The 18,462-nt window shown below is 69.3% G+C and carries 13 protein-coding genes; all 13 read left to right on the top strand.

Annotated features, from left to right (window positions below; genetic code table 11):
- The first annotated feature begins 379 nt into the window (after positions 1–379).
- The 13 genes from RN729_RS02560 (at position 380) to RN729_RS02500 (ending at position 18,436) form a co-directional block, all read left to right on the top strand.
- Complete coding sequence (locus RN729_RS02560) at positions 380–1,057, top strand: hypothetical protein (protein ID WP_310782092.1); 678 nt, start codon at positions 380–382, stop codon at positions 1,055–1,057.
- A complete protein-coding gene (locus RN729_RS02555) occupies positions 1,054–2,250 on the top strand; it encodes a M20 family metallopeptidase (protein ID WP_310782091.1) in 1,197 nt (398 codons plus the stop codon). Before RN729_RS02560 ends, RN729_RS02555 begins: the two co-directional genes overlap by 4 nt.
- A gap of 45 nt (positions 2,251–2,295) precedes the next feature.
- On the top strand, positions 2,296–3,738 hold the full coding sequence (locus RN729_RS02550; protein WP_310782090.1) for an MBL fold metallo-hydrolase: 1,443 nt from the start codon (positions 2,296–2,298) through the stop codon (positions 3,736–3,738).
- Positions 3,739–3,740: 2 nt separating this feature from the next.
- Positions 3,741–6,080 (top strand): choice-of-anchor B family protein, encoded by a 2,340-nt coding sequence (locus RN729_RS02545; protein WP_310782199.1) that lies wholly within the window; start codon positions 3,741–3,743, stop codon positions 6,078–6,080.
- A 61-nt stretch (positions 6,081–6,141) separates the two neighbouring features.
- Entirely contained in the window at positions 6,142–7,821 is a 1,680-nt protein-coding gene (asnB, locus tag RN729_RS02540; protein ID WP_310782089.1) for an asparagine synthase B, read from the top strand.
- Positions 7,822–8,241: 420 nt separating this feature from the next.
- A complete protein-coding gene (locus tag RN729_RS02535; RefSeq protein ID WP_310782087.1) occupies positions 8,242–8,838 on the top strand; it encodes a hypothetical protein in 597 nt (198 codons plus the stop codon).
- A gap of 88 nt (positions 8,839–8,926) precedes the next feature.
- The gene (locus tag RN729_RS02530; RefSeq protein ID WP_310782085.1) at positions 8,927–10,942 is read left to right on the top strand and encodes an Ig-like domain-containing protein; all 2,016 of its coding nucleotides are present in this window, start codon (positions 8,927–8,929) and stop codon (positions 10,940–10,942) included.
- Positions 10,943–10,983: 41 nt separating this feature from the next.
- Positions 10,984–11,478: a 2Fe-2S iron-sulfur cluster-binding protein gene (locus RN729_RS02525; RefSeq protein ID WP_310782084.1), complete on the top strand. Its 495-nt coding sequence runs from the start codon at positions 10,984–10,986 to the stop codon at positions 11,476–11,478.
- On the top strand, positions 11,475–13,850 hold the full coding sequence (locus RN729_RS02520) for a xanthine dehydrogenase family protein molybdopterin-binding subunit (RefSeq protein WP_310782083.1): 2,376 nt from the start codon (positions 11,475–11,477) through the stop codon (positions 13,848–13,850). Before RN729_RS02525 ends, RN729_RS02520 begins: the two co-directional genes overlap by 4 nt.
- Positions 13,847–14,743, top strand: coding sequence for a xanthine dehydrogenase family protein subunit M (locus tag RN729_RS02515; RefSeq protein WP_310782082.1), 897 nt, complete (start codon positions 13,847–13,849; stop codon positions 14,741–14,743). Before RN729_RS02520 ends, RN729_RS02515 begins: the two co-directional genes overlap by 4 nt.
- Complete coding sequence (locus RN729_RS02510; protein ID WP_310782080.1) at positions 14,740–16,308, top strand: acyl-CoA synthetase; 1,569 nt, start codon at positions 14,740–14,742, stop codon at positions 16,306–16,308. The genes RN729_RS02515 and RN729_RS02510 overlap by 4 nt, the downstream gene beginning before the upstream one ends.
- A 97-nt stretch (positions 16,309–16,405) precedes the next feature.
- Positions 16,406–17,194 (top strand): cyclase family protein, encoded by a 789-nt coding sequence (locus RN729_RS02505; RefSeq protein WP_310782078.1) that lies wholly within the window; start codon positions 16,406–16,408, stop codon positions 17,192–17,194.
- An 81-nt stretch (positions 17,195–17,275) separates the two neighbouring features.
- Positions 17,276–18,436 (top strand): serine hydrolase domain-containing protein, encoded by a 1,161-nt coding sequence (locus tag RN729_RS02500; RefSeq protein WP_310782076.1) that lies wholly within the window; start codon positions 17,276–17,278, stop codon positions 18,434–18,436.
- Positions 18,437–18,462 lie beyond the last annotated feature (26 nt).

The raw sequence follows: 18,462 nt of genomic DNA, 5'->3' as shown, positions 1-18,462 counted from the left end.
CGGGTTCCGCGCCGGTTCGTTTCCGGCCGGGCAGGTGGACATCCCGTCGTTGCGCGGCGAGCTTGCGCGCCCATCATCGAACAGAGCCGACAGCAAACCCGAAGTCGACGCTGAAGACGGGGAACAGCAACGTGAGGACATGTGTGCGGCCGCCGCGCCATCTGGCCGACGGCGAAGAGCACGAAACGACCATGGGGCTCGGCGACCGGGCCTACCGGTCCCAATGAGCGGGGCTGTGCCGTGCCCGCGCTGCGGGAGCCCTGCATCGGGCAATTTCTGCGCAGAGTGCGGTGCCCCGCTCGTTCAGCGCGCGCGCTGTCCGGTCTGCCAGGCGCCGCTCCGGCAGGATGCGCTCTACTGCACGGCATGCGGTGCGCCCGTGGGCGCTCCGCCGCGCAAGCCGCGCTCGGCCCTGCTCCCGTGGGTCCTCTCCGGCCTCGCGCTCGTGGCCTTCTCGGTGATGATCGCGGTGCTCGTCCAGCGCGGAAGCGTGACGCGGATCGGAGACATGACGATGACCGGCGGGCTCCCGGGCGAGGTGCCGGGCGCCGCCGCGCCGGCCCCGTCGGGGGGCGCTGCGGCGGGAGCCGGCATGCCGAGCATGGAGGAACTCGCCGCCATGGGCCCGCGCGGGGTCGCGGACCGGCTCTTCGAGCGCGTGATGCGGGAACACGAGGGCGGCGACTTCGAGCGCGCCGCCTTCTTCATCGACATGGCGTTGCAGGCGTACGACGCCGTCCCCCCGGAAGAGACCGATGCGGACTCCCGGTTCCACGTCGGCCTCCTCCGTCTCCTCATGGGAGAGTCAGGCCTCGCCCGGGAAATGGCGGATGAGATCCTCGCCGCGGAACCGGAGCACCTGCTCGGACTCCTGCTCGCGGCGCGCGCAGCCGACTTCGAGGGGGACGCGGACACGGCGGAGGCGTTCAGGGACCGAATCCGGGCCGGGGTGGAGGAGGCGGGAGGAATTCCCGATCTCCCCGAATACCAGGCCCATCGGACGCTGATCGAGGGCGTGCTGCAAGCGGACGACGGAGAAGGCGAGGGCGGCGCGTGACCGGCTCCGGCGCGAACGGTAACACGCCCGCGCAGGCCGTGAGCGGCCGAATGGCCGAACTGCGCGACGAGTTCGTCGACTTCATCTCCCAACTCGTGCTCGAGGAATCCCCTTCCACCGAACCGGAGGCCCAGCGCGGGATCCGCGCGATCCTCACGGAAACCCTGGACGACATCGGCCTGGAGGTGGAGCACATCCCGGGACAGGCGAGCGGCGGCCACCTGCTGGCGCGGGGCCCCGGGGCGGCGGGCGGACGGGCTGCGGCGTATGGGCCCGCGGAGGGCGGGGCACAGCTTCTCGTGGGGCACATGGACACGGTGTGGCCCATCGGCACACTGCGGGAAATGCCCATGCGGGTATCCGGCGGGCGCCTCTCGGGCCCCGGCGCCTTCGACATGAAGACCGGACTCGCGATCGGCGTGTTCGCGCTGCGGGCGCTGCGGGACGTCGGGCTCGACGCGGGCGTCTCACCCGTCTTCGTCATCAACTCGGACGAAGAGATCGGGAGCCCCGAGTCCGAGCCGCTCATACGCGACCTGGCGCGTGGCGCGTCCCGGGCTTTCGTGCTCGAACCCGCGCTGGGTCCGCGAGGCCGGCTCAAGACGCGGCGCAAGGGGATCGGCCAGTACCACGTAGCGGTCGGGGGGCGAAGCTCGCACGCCGGACTCGCCCCGGAAGAAGGTGCGTCGGCCATCCTCCAACTTGCCCACACGGTCCGGGAGATCGACCGGCTGGGCGACGCTGCCGCCGGGACGACGGTGAACGTGGGCCTGATCGGAGGGGGGTCGCGTCCCAACGTGGTCGCCGCGAGCGCGAACTGCGAGGTGGACGTACGCGCGTGGACGGCCGCGGAGGCCGACCGGATCCGCGAGGGGATGTTCGGGCTGGAGCCCACCGTGCCGGGGACGCGGATCAGGGTCACGCAGGTGGCGGGCCGGGGGCCGCTGGAGCGGACTCCGCGCAACGTCGCGCTCTGGGAGCGGGCGCTCCGGGTAGCGGACGAGATCGGCCTCGAACTCCGGGAGGGATCGGCGGGCGGCGGCTCGGACGGTAACTTGACGAGCCAGTACACAGCGACGCTCGACGGGCTGGGGGCCGTGGGCGACGGCGCCCATGCACGACACGAGTTCGTGTGGATCGACCGGGCCGTGGAGCGCGTCGCGTTGCTGGCGGGGCTCATCGCGGACCCGTAGCGGCGACCGGCCCGAAAGAGGGCTCCGAGAGGCGGCTTCGACGAGATGTTCTTTCGACAGGTTTTCGACGACACGCTCGCGCAGTACGCGTACCTGATCGGGTGCCAGCGTACCGGAGACGCGATCCTCTTCGATCCGCAGCGCGACATCGACCGCTACGTGGATCTGGCGGCGAGCGAAGACCTGCGGATCGTCGCCGTGGCCGAGACGCACATTCACGCCGATTTCCTCTCCGGCGCGAGGGAGTTCGCCGAAGGCTTCGGGACCCAGCTTTATCTCTCGGATGAGGGCGGCCCGGAGTGGCGGTACGAGTGGGCCCGCGACGGGGCCTGCGACCACGTGCCGCTCAGGGATGGCGACGGCTTCCGGATCGGCGAGATCGAGTTCCGGGCGCTGCATACCCCGGGACACACGCCGGAGCACCTGTCGTTTCTCGTCACGGACCGCGGCGCGGGGGCCGACGAGCCCATGGGCCTCCTTTCGGGGGACTTCGTCTTCGTGGGCGATCTCGGGCGGCCGGATCTGCTCGAGACGGCGACGCGCGTCGCGGGAGCGATGACGCCCGCCGCGCGCCGGCTGTACGGCTCGGTGCGGAGCTTCCTCGACCTGCCCGATTATCTGCAGGTGTGGCCGGCCCACGGTGCCGGATCTTCGTGCGGGAAGGCGCTCGGGGCGGTCCCGGAGACAACTGTGGGGTACGAACGACGCTTCAGCCCGGCGATCGCGGCGGCGCTGAAAGGGGAGGACGCGTTCATCTCCCACATCCTCGAAGGGCAGCCCGAGCCGCCGATGTACTTCGCCCGTATGAAGCGGGACAACCGTGACGGGGCCCCGGTGCTGGGCGGCCTTCCGCGGCCGCCGCGAGTCGCGCCGCGGGAGGCGGCGTCCCGCGCCCGGATGGGTTCGAACGCCCGGGATGTCATCATCGACACGCGGCCGGACCGGTCGGCGTTCATGGCGCGGCATCTCCCGGGCTCGGTGTACGTTCCGCTCACGAAGTCGTTCTGCACGGCGGCGGGCTCGGTCCTGCCGGAGGGCGCGGCGGTCACGCTCGTCATCGATGAAGCGGATCTCGATTGGGCGGTGCGGCGTCTGGTCCGGATCGGGTTCGACGATGTGAGGGGCTTTGTGGAGCACGAAACGCTCCAACGGTACTTTGACGACGGCGGGGAGGCGGCCGCGATCCCGGAGATCGACCTCGACGCGGCGAGCCGGCTCTCGGAAGATGGGTCCGGCGATGTCCTCGACGTGAGATACGCATCGGAGTACGCGGCGTCGCACCTGCCCGGAGCGGTGAACGCGTCCTATACTCGGCTGCCCGACTACGCCGACCGGCTGCCGTCGAACAGTTCGCTGCTCGTACATTGCCTGAGCGGCGCGCGGGCCGCGGTGGCCGCGAGCTACCTGGCGCGCGAGGGGCGCGACGTCCACTACATCAACGATCTGTTCACCGCGTACGCGGGATCGCTGGAAACCGGAGGACCTTGATCATGGTCACAGTCATGAAGATCCGATCGTCAGCCGCCACGTTGGCCGCCACGTTGGCCGCCTTCACCGTCCTGGTCTCGATCGTCGGTCCCGCGGCGCTCGCCGCGCAGGGATTCGGCAGTTCGGTGCTCGTGGGCGGGGGCGAAGTTCTCGTGGGGGAGCCTGCCTCCGAGCGTGAGCCCGGAAGCGTGCGCGTCTTCCGGGATGGCCGCTGGACGGAGGTCCAGGCGCTGTACGCGCCGGAGGCGGCGGTACGAGATGGCTTCGGGGCCGCGCTGGCGTCCGGCGGTCCGCACCTGTTCGTGGGCGCGCCAGGGGCGGGCGCCGTCCACGTGTTCGAGCGCGAGGCGGGCGAATGGCGGCATGCCGCAGAGATCTCCTCGCCGGGCCTGGAGGCGTTCGGGCGTGCGCTGGCTGCCGGAGACACGCACCTCCTCGTGGCCGCCTCGGACGGTCCCGGCGGGACGGGCGTCGTCGTTGCCTACCGGCGCGTGAACGGGGGCTGGGAGGAGGAAGCGCATCTGCCTGCGGGTGGCGCGCCGGCTGGATTCGGGGCCTCGATCGCACTCGACGGCGACCTCGCGCTGGTCGGCGCGCCGCTCGTCGACGAGCGGCGCGGCGAGGCGTACCTCTTCGGCTTCGAGGCGGGCGCGGGCTGGCAGCGCGTCGCGCAGCTCGGCGGCGATGACGGCGAGGGCGGTCGCGCCTTCGGGTCGGCGGTCGCGTTCGCCGGCGGCGAGGCGCTGGTCGGCGCGGCCGGTCAGGACGCCGGGCTCGGCGCCATCCACCGGTTCGCGAGAAACGCCGATGGGGAATGGCAGCCCGCAGGGACCGTGGCGCCGGACAACGAGGCCCCCACCGCGTTCGGCGCCGCGCTCGCCGTGGACGGCGATGTCGCGTGGGTCGGCGCGCCCCTGGCCGCCGGCACGGGTCTCGTGTATCGGCTTGAACGCTCCGAGGACGGCTGGACCGTTGAAACCGGGTTCGACATGCCGGGTCGGGAACCGGTCCAGGTGGGACGCGTGGTGGCTGCGGGGAGCCGCCACGTGGTCGCGGGTCTGCCCGCGGACGACTTCGGAGCCGGGTCCGCCGTGCTCATGGATGTCCGGTCAAGCGGGTTGGTCCGGCTCGTGAGCGAGCAGGTCGGGCTTTCCTCGATCTCGGGTGGCCAGATCGATTGCGAGGAGGGGCTCGCCGAGGGCTTCGACTGCGACCGCGTGGACCTCCTCTCCTTCATCCCGCGGGAAGAACTCGGCGCCCCCCGCGGCATCCGCCTCAACGACGTGTGGGGCTGGACCGATCCTTTGACGGGGATGGAATACGCGCTCGTGGGCCGCATGGACGGCATCGCGTTCGTCGACGTCACGGATCCGTTCAACCCGCGGTATCTCGGCAACTTCGCCAAGACGCCGGGGAGCCGGTCCAACACGTGGCGCGACATGAAGGTGTTCATGGACCACATGTTCGTCGTCGCCGACGGGGCGGGACAGCACGGGATGCAGATTTTCGACCTCACACAGCTGCGCGACGTCACGGAGCCGCAAGAGTTCGAGCCCACCGCGCTGTACGAAGGCGTCGCCTCCGTCCACAACGTCGCGATCAATGAGGAGACGGGCTTCGCCTACCTGGTGGGCGCATCCGGCGGCGGTGAGACGTGTGGCGGCGGATCGCACATCGTCGACATCAACGACCCGCTCAATCCTATGTTCGTCGGCTGTTTCGCCCATCCGAACACCGGTCGCCGCAACACCGGGAACTCGCACGACACCCAGTGCGTCGTCTACCACGGACCGGATGAAGACTATGCGGGCCGCGAGATCTGCGTGAACGCGAACGAAACGGCGATCTCGATCGCGGATGTCACGGACAAATCGAATCCGGTCGCGGTGGCGCGGGCGGAGTACCCGAACGTGGCCTACGCGCACCAGGGCTGGCTCACGGAGGATCACGCCTACTTCTACTCCAACGACGAACTCGACGAGGTGAGCGGGCAGGTGGACCGGACCCGGACCCTCGTGTGGGATCTGCGCGACCTCGACGATCCCCTCCTCGTCCGCGAGTACTACAGCGCGACGAGCGTCACGGACCACAACCTCTACGTGCGCGGCGACCGCCTCTACATGTCGAACAATCGGGCGGGGCTGCGCGTGCTCGACATCAGCGACCCCGAGAACCCGACGGAGGCAGGAAGCTTCGACACCACGCCCTGGAGCGAGGACGCGGCCGGCTTCGACGGGACGTGGAGCGTCTATCCGTACTTCGAGAGCGGGACGATCATCCTCTCGAGCCGGCGCGAGGGACTGTTTCTCGTGAAGCCGCGGACAGAACGACTTGTCCCCTAGCAGCCCGTCCGACCGCCGGGCCGGCGCGCCCCCCTCAAGCTGAGGGCGGGCGCTTTCGGCCATGTGTTCCGTCCTCGGCATCTTCGAGATCGAACCCGGCGCGGCGGGCCTCCGCCGCCGGGCGCTCGACCTTTCGCGACGCCAGCGACACCGCGGGCCGGACTGGAGCGGCATCTATGCGGGCGAGCGGGCCATCCTTGCCCACGAGCGGCTCTCTATCGTCGACGTCGAGAGCGGGGCTCAGCCCCTGTTCGGCCCCGACCGCACGGCGGTGCTCGCGGTCAACGGTGAGATCTACAACCACGCGGAACTGGAGCGGGGCGCGGTGCGCGGCTATCCGTTCCGCACGCGCTCCGACTGCGAGGTCATCCTCGCGCTATACGAGGGACGGCCCGACGACCCTGCAGAGTGGCTCAACGAGCTGAGCGGAATCTTCGCCTTCGCCCTCTACGACGAGGCGCGCGACCGCTACCTGATCGCGCGCGACCCCATTGGCGTGATGCCGCTCTACACCGGTCGCGACGCGGAGGGGCGCTTTTACGTGGCCTCCGAGATGAAGGCGCTCATCGACACCTGCCCGGAGATCCACGACTTCCCGCCGGGCCACATGCTCGATAGCCGCGAGGGCGATGGCCGGCCCGTTCCGTACTACCGGCCGGGGTGGCGGGAATACGAGGCCGTGGCGGAGGGGCCGACGGACCCCGCCCTCGTGCGGGACTCGCTCGAGCAGGCCGTCCACCGGCAGCTCATGTCGGACGTGCCGTACGGCGTGCTCCTCTCGGGCGGCCTGGACTCGTCGATCATCTCGGCGCTGGCGATGAAGTTCTCCCGCCGCCGGGTCGAGTCGGACGACACGGAAGAGGCGTGGTGGCCTCGGCTCCATTCCTTCGCGATCGGACTCGAGGGGGCCCCGGATCTGGAGGCGGCGCGCGCCGCGGCGGACGCGATCGGCACCGTGCACCACGAGATCGTCTACACGCCGCAGGAGGGACTCGACGCGGTCTCCGACGTGATCCGGCACTTGGAGACGTTCGACGTGACGACGGTGCGGGCCTCCACGCCGATGTATCTCATGGCACGCCGCATCAAGGCGATGGGGATCAAGATGGTGCTCTCGGGGGAGGGCGCGGACGAGGTGTTCGGGGGCTACCTCTACTTCCACAAGGCTCCCGACGCGCGGGCGTTCCACGAGGAGACCGTCCGCAAGCTCGACCAGCTCCACAAGTACGACTGCCTGCGGGCGAACAAGTCGATGGCGGCGTGGGGCGTCGAGGCGCGGGTCCCCTTCCTCGACCGCGAGTTCCTCGACGTCGCGATGGCGCTCGACCCCGAGTCGAAGCGGCCGGCGGACGGGCGCATGGAGAAGCACATCCTGCGCGAGGCGTTCGAGGGACTCCTCCCGGACGAGATCCTCTGGCGCCAGAAGGAACAGTTCTCCGACGGCGTGGGCTATTCCTGGATCGACAGCCTGAAGGAGATCGCCGAGGGTGAGATCAGCGACGGACAGCTCGCCCGCGCGGCGGCGAGGTTCCCCACGAACACGCCGCTCACGAAGGAAGCGTACCTCTACCGCTCGATCTTCACGTCGCACTTCCCCGGCGAGCCCGCCGTGCGCTGCGTCCCGGAGGGTCCGAGCATCGCATGCAGCACGCCCGCCGCGATCGCCTGGGACCCCGCCTTCGCCGACATGGCCGACCCCTCGGGCCGCGCCGTGCAGGGCGTCCACGCCCACAGCTACTGAACCTGCTCCGTAGCCGGGAGCGCGGGCGTCTACCGGCGAGAGGTGTGCCGGACCAAGGGGGAACTGACTCGGCGACCCGGGTGACCTCGGCTGCGAGGCCGTCGTACGAACACGGGCGACCGGCCAGGTCCTTCGTTTCTTCTGACGCCAGGACTGCAGGTACGTCGCACTCTTGATCTCGCTTCTTCCTCTGCTTGTGGCGTGCGCCGCAGGCCCTCTTGGTTTCGTACTGCGAACGTAGTACGTTCACTGATGAAGACTACCGGGAATCGCCCCACCACTGGGCGCAATCCGTGGTGGTGCACACGTTTACGCCAACCGTGCGCGGGGAACGGTGGTACATCAAGGTGTACTTCGTTGAGATCGACCGGGACGACCGGAAGGCAATGTTCATAAGCGTTCATCGAGCAGGGGGCTGACATGAAAATCTTGCGGGAGGGAGACCGCGGATACGCTCTGGCCCCGGAGCGCGGGCGCGTCGAGATCGTTTACGAGTACCGAACGGTCGAACTCGAGAAGTCGAACGCCACGGTCAGGAACGTTCTTGTCGGCGTGGACGCCGAAACCGGAGAAGTTCTGACGGTGCCCGCCCAGTCGACGCCGAAACTCAAAGCGGCGCGGGACGCCACGAAGGAGAAGGTGATGAGCGTCCGGATGCCCAGGGAACTCGACGACGTACTTCACCTTGTTGCCGACCACTATCGCGCGGCGCCCAAGCAGTTCGCTCCTGCGGTTATTCGATACTACCTGACCCTGGCCTCCTCCGACGCCGACATGGTGCGTTGGCTGTGTACGCTCTCCAACAGCCGATTGGCGACGGGAAAGTGCCGGAAGAATCTGCGTTTGAGAGTTCAGCCGGAGCTTCTTGCCTGGTTGCGCGAGGTCGCCGTCGCTACGGAGGGCGCCACCAGGAGTGATCTGGTGCGTGGCGCGATCATGGCAGCGAAGGAAGATGTGCTCGACGATGGCGCCAAGCAGCGCCAGCGTGCACTTGGAGCGATCGCCCAGGCTGTCTAGCTCAACCTTGTTTGCGGCGTCCCTTGTTTGGCGGACATCTTGCAACCGCTCGCGACGCAAGGACTCCGACGGCAAAGGTGGAGCGATGATGTACCGCAACCCGGCGATTCTCCCCCGTCTCGCGCTTCTCGTTCTTCTCGGTTCGACCACCGGCGCTCCCGCTGCCGCGCAGGAGGCGGTGTCGGTCGAGGTCGTGCCGGGTGCCCTGTCGCTCGAGTTGGGAGAGGAGGCCATCCTGGAAGCCCGCGTTCTGGATGCGGAAGGCAATGTGATCGACGCCCAGGTCCTCTTCTTCCCCGCCTTCGCCGACGGACGGAGCGGGAGCGCGCGGCAAAGCATCGACGTGGACCGCGCGACCGGCCGGGTGAGAGCAGTGAAGGGCGGCGAGTTTCTCATCTCCGCCATCGTCGCGACGGCGCGCGGCCTGCGCGGCGAGGCCATGGTGAGCGTGGCCTACCCCCCGCTGGACCGGATCGATGTGAAGCCTTCGGGCGGTTCGACGTATGTCGGCGTCGCGACGCGTCACCGGGCCAGGCTGCTCGACACGGCCGAGGACGAGCGTGACGGCGAGCTTCGCTGGTCCACCTCCGACGAGGGCGTCGCAACCGTGGACCGCTTCGGCATTCTCACGGCGCACGCGCCGGGGTCGGTCGTGCTGCGGGCGGAAGCGGAGGGCATCTCCGCGGACGTTGCCTACGAAATCAGGGAGAACCCCGCCGCGCGCCTGACGGTGTCGGGAAGCGCGGAACGGGCGCGGACGGGCGACGTGGTGCGTTTCGAGGCGATGGTCGAGGATGCGATGGGCGGCGCCGTGGCCGACCTGCCGGTCACCTGGACCGTGATGTCGGATCCCGCGATCGAGGCGACCGCGGACATCCCCCCGGCGGAGATCGATGAACAGGGCCGGTTCGTGGCGTACTTCCCCGGAGTCTACACGATTGTCGCCAACGTGCCGGGCCGCGCCGCGCGCACCTCGCTTGAAATCCATGCGCGACACGCCTCGCAGGAAGTGACGTTCGTGGGGCAGGGACAGGTGAACAACGAGCGCACGTCGGACCTGTGGGTGTGGGAGGGCGTCGACGGGCGCGACTACGCGATCACCGGCACGCACGCGGCGGCCGGGGCCGTCTACTTCTGGGACGTGACGGATCCGGCGAGCCCCGTCCTCACGGATTCCGTCGTGGTGGATGCGCGCACGACGAACGACGTGAAGGTGAGCGAGGACGGGGAGATCTGTGTGATCTCGCGCGAGGGCGCCTCGAACCGCCGCAACGGGATCGTCATCCTCGACTGCCGGAACCCGCGGGACGTGACGACGATCTCCGTGTTCGACGACGAACTCACGGGCGGCGTGCACAACCTCTTCATCCACGAGGATCACGTCTACGCGGTGAACAACGGGCGCCGCTTCGACGTCATCAACATCGAGGATCCGGCTGGCCCGCACCGCGTGGGCCGCTTCGAACTCGACACGCCGGGGCACGCGATCCACGACATCTGGATCGTGGACGGGATCGCCTACACCTCGAACTGGGGCGACGGGGTCGTGCTCATCGACGTGGGAGGCGGCGACCGCAGCGGGTCTCCGTCCAACCCCGTGGAGATCGCGCGCTTCCGCGACATCGGCGGCCGGACGCACGCGGCGTTCCCGTACCGGAGTCCGACGGGGCGCTTCTACGTATTCATGGGAGACGAGGCGGGGCGGCCCGGCTTCGACGGGCAGGATCCCGAGCGCACGCCGCAGTTCATGTCCGGATACATCCACGTGGTGGACTTCACGGATCCCGACAATCCCGAGGAGGTCGCGCGCTACGAGATCCCCGAGGCGGGCTCTCACAATATGTGGATCGAGGACGACAAGCTCTACGCGGCGTTCTACAACGGCGGGCTGCGCGTCCTCGACATCTCCGGGGAACTGAAGGGGAACCTGGGAGAGCAGGGCCGGGAGATCGCGCGCTACATGGCGTACGATCCGGACGGCGTGGTCGCGAACGCGCCCTTCACCTGGGGACCGCAGATCCACAAAGGGAACCTCTTCTTCGCGGAGTACTTCAGCGGGCTGTGGGCCGTGAAGCTCCAGCCCCGCCAGGAACTCGTCCCGTAGCAGCGTTGATCTCCGTACGAATATCCGCCCGGATCAACGGCGTGGCGTGGTCCGGGGAAGTGGAGCCGCGGCTCCTCCTGTCGGACTTCCTGCGCTCGGAGGTCGGGCTCACGGGGACGCACGTGGGGTGCGAGCACGGGGTGTGCGGGGCATGCACCGTGCAACTGGACGGGGAACCGGTCCGGGCCTGCCTGATGTTCGCGGTACAGATCGACGGGCACGAGGTGACGACCGTCGAGGGGCTCGCTGCGACGGCGCCCGGGGAAGCGATCTCCGTCGAACAGCTGCACCCGGTCCAGCAGGCGCTTCACGAGGCGCACGGCCTGCAGTGCGGCTTCTGCACGCCGGGGATCCTGATGACGGCGGAGGCCTTCCTGCGTGAGAACCCGGCGCCTTCGCGTGAGGAGATCCGCGAAGCGGTGTCCGGGCACCTGTGCCGCTGCACGGGCTACCACAACATCGTGGAGGGCGTAGCGCTCGCCGCCGAGCGCCTCGCGGCGGACGGTGCCGGCGCCGACGAAGGGGACGAGCCTTGAGCCGGGCGGGCGGGACGTGGGTCGGGGCGCGGGTGCCGCGCAACGAGGACGCGCGCCTGCTGGCCGGCCGCGCGCAGTTCGTCGAGGACGTCGAACCGCCGGGCGCGCTGCACGTCGCCTTCGTGCGGAGCGACCTGCCGGCCGGGCGGCTCCGCCGGCTCGATGTCGAAAGCGCGCGGAGGCACCCCGGGGTCCACGCCGTCTTCACGGCCGCCGACCTCGGTCCGCTCCTCCGGCCCGGCGCGGTGCTCGTGCCTCCGCCGCCGCTCGAAGGCCTGGTGTTCCACGCCCGCACGGCGCTCCCCCTCGTCCGCGAGCGAATCCGGCATCAGGGGGAGGCGCTGGCCATGATCGTCGCGGACAGCCGCTACGTGGCCGAGGATGCGGCCCAACTCGTGGAGGCGGACATCGAACCGTTCGATCCCGTCGTGGATCTCGGGCGGGCGCTCGATGACGACGCCCCGCGGATCCACGACGACCTCCCGTCGAACCTCGCCGCGTACGTCCGACAGACGAAAGGGAACTATGCCGCCGCCCGCGCCCGGGCCGATCTCGTCCTGGAGCGCCGCTTCTCCTACGACCGCGGGATCGGCGGCGCGATCGAGAACCGGGCCGTCGTGGCGGAGTGGGACGCGCGGGCCGACCGGCTGGAGGTGTGGGACACGACGCAGGCCCCCATTCCCGTGCGCAACGTCGTCGCCGCCGCCCTCGGCCTGTCGGAGTCGCAGGTCCGGTTCATCGCCCCCTTCGTGGGCGGCGGTTTCGGCCCGAAGATCATGTTCTACGCGGAGGAGATCCTCATCCCCTGGGCCTCGATCCAGCTGGGACGGCCCGTGAAGTGGGTCGAGGACCGGTACGAGAACTTCTTCGCCACCACCCAGGAGCGGGGACAACTGCACGAGGCGGAGATCGCGGTCGCGCGCGACGGCCGGATCCTGGGCGTGCGGGACATCTTCATCCACGACTCGGGAGCGTACGACCCGTACGGTCTCACGATCCCCATCAACACCCAGTGCACGCTTCTCGGGCCCTACCGGGTGCCGAACTACGAGAGCGAGTTCCGGGTTGCGTTCACGAACAAGCCGATCGTCACGCCGGTGCGGGGGGCGGGACGGCAGCACGGCGTGTTCGTCATGGAGCGGCTGCTCGACCTCGCGGCCCGCGGCCTCGGCCTCGATCCGGTCGAGATCCGCCGCCGCAACGTGATCGGCCCGGACGAGTTCCCGTACAACCACGAGATCATGTACCAGGACTTCGCCCCGCTCCGCTACGACAGCGGGAGTTACGAGGCGACGCTGGAGGAGGCCGTCCGCCTCGTCGGCCACGAGACGTTCCCGCGGGATGGCGAACGGATGCAGGGGGACGGGCGGTCGGTCGGCGTCGGCGTCGTCAACTACGTGGAGGGGACGGGGATCGGCCCCTACGAGGGGGCCCGGATCACGGTCGAGCCCGGCGGCACGGTCCGCCTCGCGACCGGCGTGGGGACGCAGGGTCAGGGACACTTCACCTCCTTCGCACAGATCGTGGCCGACGCCGTCGGGGTGAAGCCGTCCGACGTGCGGGTGGTGACCGGGGACACGAGCGACTTCCACTGGGGGACGGGCACCTTCGCGAGCCGAGGCGCGGTCGTGGCCGGCAACGCGATCCACGCCGCGGCGCTCTCCGTGCGCGAGAAGATCCTGAAACACGCTGCGGAGGCGCTCGAGGTCGACCCCGATGACCTCGAACTCGCCGAAGGGGCCGCCCGCGTACGGGGCGCCCCGGACCTCTCCGTCGATCTCGGCGCGCTCGCGGCGAGCGCCAACCCGCTGCGGGGAGCCGTGGAGCCGGGGACCGAGCCGGGGCTGGAGGCGACCTCGTACTTCGGCCCGCCGTACGGGACGACGGCGAACGGGACGCATGCCCTTGTCGTCGCCGTGGACCCCGAGACGGCGATGGTCGAGATCCTGCGTTACATCGTCGTACACGACTGCGGGACGGTGATCAACCCGACGATCGTGGAAGGCCAGATCCACGGCGGCGTCGCGGCAGGGATCGGGAACGCCTTCTACGAGGAACTCGTGTTCGACGAGTTCGGCGGGACGAGCAACGCCTCCTTCATGGACTATCTGCTCCCGACCTCGACCGACGTCCCCCCGATCGAGACCGCACACCTGGAGACGCCTTCGACGCTGAACCCTCTCGGGACGAAGGGGGTGGGGGAGGGCGGCGCGATCCCGGTGGCGGCCGCCTTCGCGCAGGCCGTCGAAGATGCGCTGGCCGACCTGGCTCCCGGGCTGGAAATCCTCGACATCCCCTGTAGTCCGGGCCGCCTGTTCGAGCTTCTCCGGAAGCTCCGCGAAGCGTCGACGCAGGCTGGGGGGACGGCGTGAAGCCGCCGCCCTTCGACTACGTGGCTGCCGCCACGCTCGACGAAGCGCTGGAGGCGCTCGCGGACACTTCGCTGGAGGCGCGCCCGCTGGCGGGGGGACAGAGCCTCGTTCCCATGCTCAACTTCCGTCTCGCGGCGCCGGAACGTCTCGTGGACCTGAACGGGGTCGAGGAGTTGTCCCGGATCGAGGAGACGGACGACGGAGGGCTGCGCCTGGGGGCGATGACCCGGCACTCGGCGCTCGAACGCGACCCGTTCATCGCACGGCGGAGCCCGCTCCTCGCGGAGGCGGCGCCCTTCATCGCGCACCCGCAGATTCGCTCGCGGGGCACCGTGGGAGGCTCCGTGGCCCACGCCGATCCGGCCGCGGAACTGCCCGCAGTCTTCCTCACGCTGGGGGCGCGGGTCCGGATCGCGCGCCGCCCGCGCGATGGAGAGTCCGGCTCCCGGTTGGAGCGAACGCTGGATCTTGGCGACTTCTTCCTCGGCCCCTTCTTCTCCGCGCTCGAGCCCGATGAACTCCTGACCGCGATCGAGGTGCCGCCCTCCGCCCCCGGAGGGGGGACGGCCTTCGACGAGGTGGCTCGGCGCCGCGGCGACTACGCCCTCGCCGGCGTGGCCGCGCGGATCCGGCTGGACTCCCGCGGGGTTTGCGACGAGGCCGCCATCTCGCTCGTGAACGGGGGCTCCACTCCCTGCCTGATGAAAGAGGCCGCGCAAACGCTCGTCGGCGAGAAGCCGACGCCCGAAGCGATCGAGGCCGCCGCTGCCGCATGCGCGGAAACCTCCGAACCCGCCGCCGACATGCACGCAACCGAGGCATACCGCCGCCACCTGATCCGCATCCTGACCACCCGCGTAGTGTCGCACGCGGCGGATCGCGCCCGGACTTGACCGGCCCCACGCTCTTCCATCCGCCCGCGGAGCGGTCGGATCGCGTAGCCGTGCTCTCGGGCGGTGCGTCCCGCACGTACGGCGAGCTCGAAGCAGCATCGCGGCTATGGGCTCGACATCTCCGTGCCGCAGCCGGTGCCGCCGACCTGGACGGGGCCCGGGTGGCGTTCCTCATGGAGCCGGGATTCGAGTACGTCGTCACCCAATGGGCCATCTGGCGCGCCGGCGGGATCGCCGTCCCCCTCTGTCCGGGCCATCCCGCCCGCGAGATCGAATACGTGATCGATGACGCGGACTGCGCCGCGCTCATCGGGGCCGGAAAAACGGGACGCCGCGTCGAGGGCCCCGCGCGGGAGCGCGGCATCCCGTTCCACGACGCATCCGACCCGGACGCGAGCGCCTCCGCATTCGACGCGCCCGATCCGGGACCGCCGCCACCGGTCGGGCTGGATCGACCCGCGATGATCCTCTACACCAGCGGCACCACGGGACGCCCCAAGGGCGTCGTGACGACGCACCGCCAGATCGAAGCGCACATCCGGTCGCTGCTTGACGCGTGGAAGTGGGAGCGCGACGACCGCATCCTCCACGTCCTCCCCCTCCACCACACGCACGGGATCGTCAACGCCCTCTGCTGTCCGCTCCATGCGGGGGCCGCGGTGGAGTTCGGCGGGTCGTTCGATCCGGCGTCCACCTGGGAACGGCTGGCCTCGGGCGACATCAGCGTGTTCATGGCCGTGCCGACCATCTACGCCAAGCTCCTGCGCGCCTGGGATGCCGCGGAAGATGCCACCCGCCGGCGATGGTCGCGGGGCGTCCGTGCGCTCCGGCTGATGGTGTCGGGTTCGGCGGCGCTCCCCGTGCGCGCGTTCGAGCGGTGGGAGGAGATCACCGGGCACCGGCTCCTCGAGCGCTACGGCATGACGGAGATCGGCATGGGGCTCTCGAATCCGTATGACGGCGAGCGGCGAGCGGGCACCGTGGGCCAGCCACTCCCCGGCGTCGGCCTGCGCCTCGTGCGCCCGGCCACGGGATGCGTGCTCGCTGAGGGCGTGGAAGCCTTCGATCCGGGAGAATCGGGCGAGATCCGGATCCGCGGCCCGATGGTGTTCTCCGAATACTGGCGGCGTCCCGAAGAGACGGCGGCCGCCTTCGTCGACGGGTGGTTCCTGACCGGAGATGAGGCGGTCCTCGAGGACGGCTACTACCGTCTTCTGGGGCGCCGCTCCGTCGACATCCTCAAGAGCGGCGGCTACAAGATCTCGGCGGTCGAGATAGAGGAACTCCTGCGCACGCACGCGGCGGTGAGGGACTGCGCCGTGGTCGGGATCCCCGACGAAGACTGGGGAGAACGGATCGCCGCCGCCATCGTCCCCGAGCCCGGCGCGGCGCCGCGACCGAACTCGCTCCCCGAGCGGCTGGATCCGTGGGTCCGGGAGCGGCTCGCCCGCTACAAGGTGCCTCGCGCCTGGCGCCTGGTCGACGACCTGCCCCGCAACGCGATGGGCAAGGTGCAGAAGCCCGCCGTAAAGGCGCTCTTCGACATCCCCATCCCACCGTCGTGACCGGGGCGCCGGGCATTGCGTTCCCCGACCGGATGGGGGAGCGTACGGCCGTCGGTCCTCGACACCTCAACCTCGAACCCGGTGGAGCCGAGCGCTCATGAAACTCTACGATCTCTCACAGCCCCTCAATCAGGAATGCTTCTTCTGGCCCTACTATCCCCCCTTCGAAGTGAAGTACATCAAGCGGAAGGTCGAACACGGGGTGAACGCGCAGTACATCCAGACCTCGAACCACATGGGCACGCACCTCGACGCGCCCCGCCACTTCGTGACCAACGGGATGACGATCGACGAGATCCCCCTGGAGTGGCTGTACGGGGACGGCGTCATCGTCGACCTGCGCGACGAGATGAGCGACCTCGCCGTGTACACGCCCGAGATGATCGAATCGCGGGTGGAGATCCGCGACGGAGACCTCCTGATCCTGCACACGGGGTGGGAGCGCTTCGCGCAGTTCGGCGCCGACGCGAACGAGGAGCGCTACGTCCATACGCACCCCGGCGCGCACCCCGACATGGTGCAGTGGCTCATCGACCGGAAGATCAAGGTGTGGGGCGTGGACGCGATCTCCACGGATCATCCCATGAACCTCCCCATCGGGAGATTCCTCGGGAAAGGCACCTTCGGACACTGCGACCGCGTGCGGGCGATGGCGGAGAAGGTGTTCGGCGGCGCCGCGGCCGTGGATGAACTGTTCCCGGAAGAGCACTATCAACTCACGCACAATGCGCTCTTCCCGCACAACTGCATGCACATAGAGAACCTCGGCGGACGGATCGCCGCCCCGGAACTGCAGAACCGGCGGCTCACCATCGGGTGCTTTCCCTGGAAGTTCAAGGGAGGAGAGGCCGCCTTCTGCCGCGTGGTGACGTTTCTCGAGGAATAGAGGATCAGAGAAAAAGTCGAGATTGGATCGTCGGGCGTACTTGAACGCCCCGAGGAAGTCTTCAGACGGAGAAGTGGAACGATGACGATCACAAACCGTGCACGGGCGAACGCAATGTCGCTGCTGTCGCTCGTACTGACCCTCTGCTTCCTCATGCAGGCCGCGGCCCCGCTGACAGCCCAGAGCCATTCGCGGGAGGGGCTGCTCGACTACATGGAGCAGATCCGAAACGACAACGATCTGCCCGGACTGTCCGTCGCGGTGGCGGTGGACGGCGAGATCGTCTTCTCCGAGGGAGTGGGGTATGCTGAACTCCAGAACCATACGCCCGCCACGGGCCGGACGGTCCATAACGTGGGATCGGTGTCGAAGGTGCTCGCCGTGGTCGGTCTCATGCAGCTCGTCGAGCAGGGGAAGGTGGATCTCGACGCGACCCTCCAGACGTACATGCCGTGGTATCCCGAACGGGAGTTCCCGATCACCGTGCGCCACATCCTTACGCACACATCCGGGATCCGACACTACGACGGCGTCGAGTTCGGCCCTCACGACCTGCTGAGTCTGCGCCACTACGACACCTTCGAGGAGGCGACGGAGCTGTGGCGCGACGACCCCCTCGCCTACGACACGGACTCCGGGTGGATGTACTCGTCGCACGCCCACAACCTGCAGCACGGGATTGTCGAGGCAGCGTCGGGAATGGACTACGAGGAATACCTCAAGCGCTTCGTGTGGGAGCCGGCGGGGATGTTCGCCACGCAGTTCGACGTCCCGTCGCGGGTGGTGCAGAACCGGGGGCGCGGATACGTCCGCGGAGCGTCGGGGCGGTTCATCCACCCCCCGCCGGAGGACCCGAGCTACAAGTACGCCGGCGGCGGCATCATCTCGAACGTGGAAGACCTCGTGCGCTTCGCGATCGCGATCAACGACGGGCGGCTGCTCGCTCCGGAGACGGTGGCCGAGATGCACCGATCGCAGCTCGAGCCGGGGATCCGGCAGATCGATCCCTCGTCGCCGGACGGACTCGGTGACCCGATCGAGCACGAGCAGGCGCTGGCGTGGTTCATCCGCACCGACCAGGCGGGGCGGCGCTACCCGAGCCACACGGGCACCGTGAAGGGGACGCGGTCCTTCCTCGCCAATTTCGATGAGTACGGCGTGGCGGTGGCGCTGCAGACGAACGCGCTCCCCTTCGACTCGGCCCGGTATGGGGAGGCGATCGCCCAGATGTTTCTGCCCTAGGGCGTCGGTCGTCGAGCTGTCGGCGT

The organism is Candidatus Palauibacter polyketidifaciens (genome assembly GCF_947581785.1).
Lineage (GTDB): Bacteria > Gemmatimonadota > Gemmatimonadetes > Palauibacterales > Palauibacteraceae > Palauibacter > Palauibacter polyketidifaciens.
This window is presented reverse-complemented; position numbering and strand designations above follow the sequence as displayed.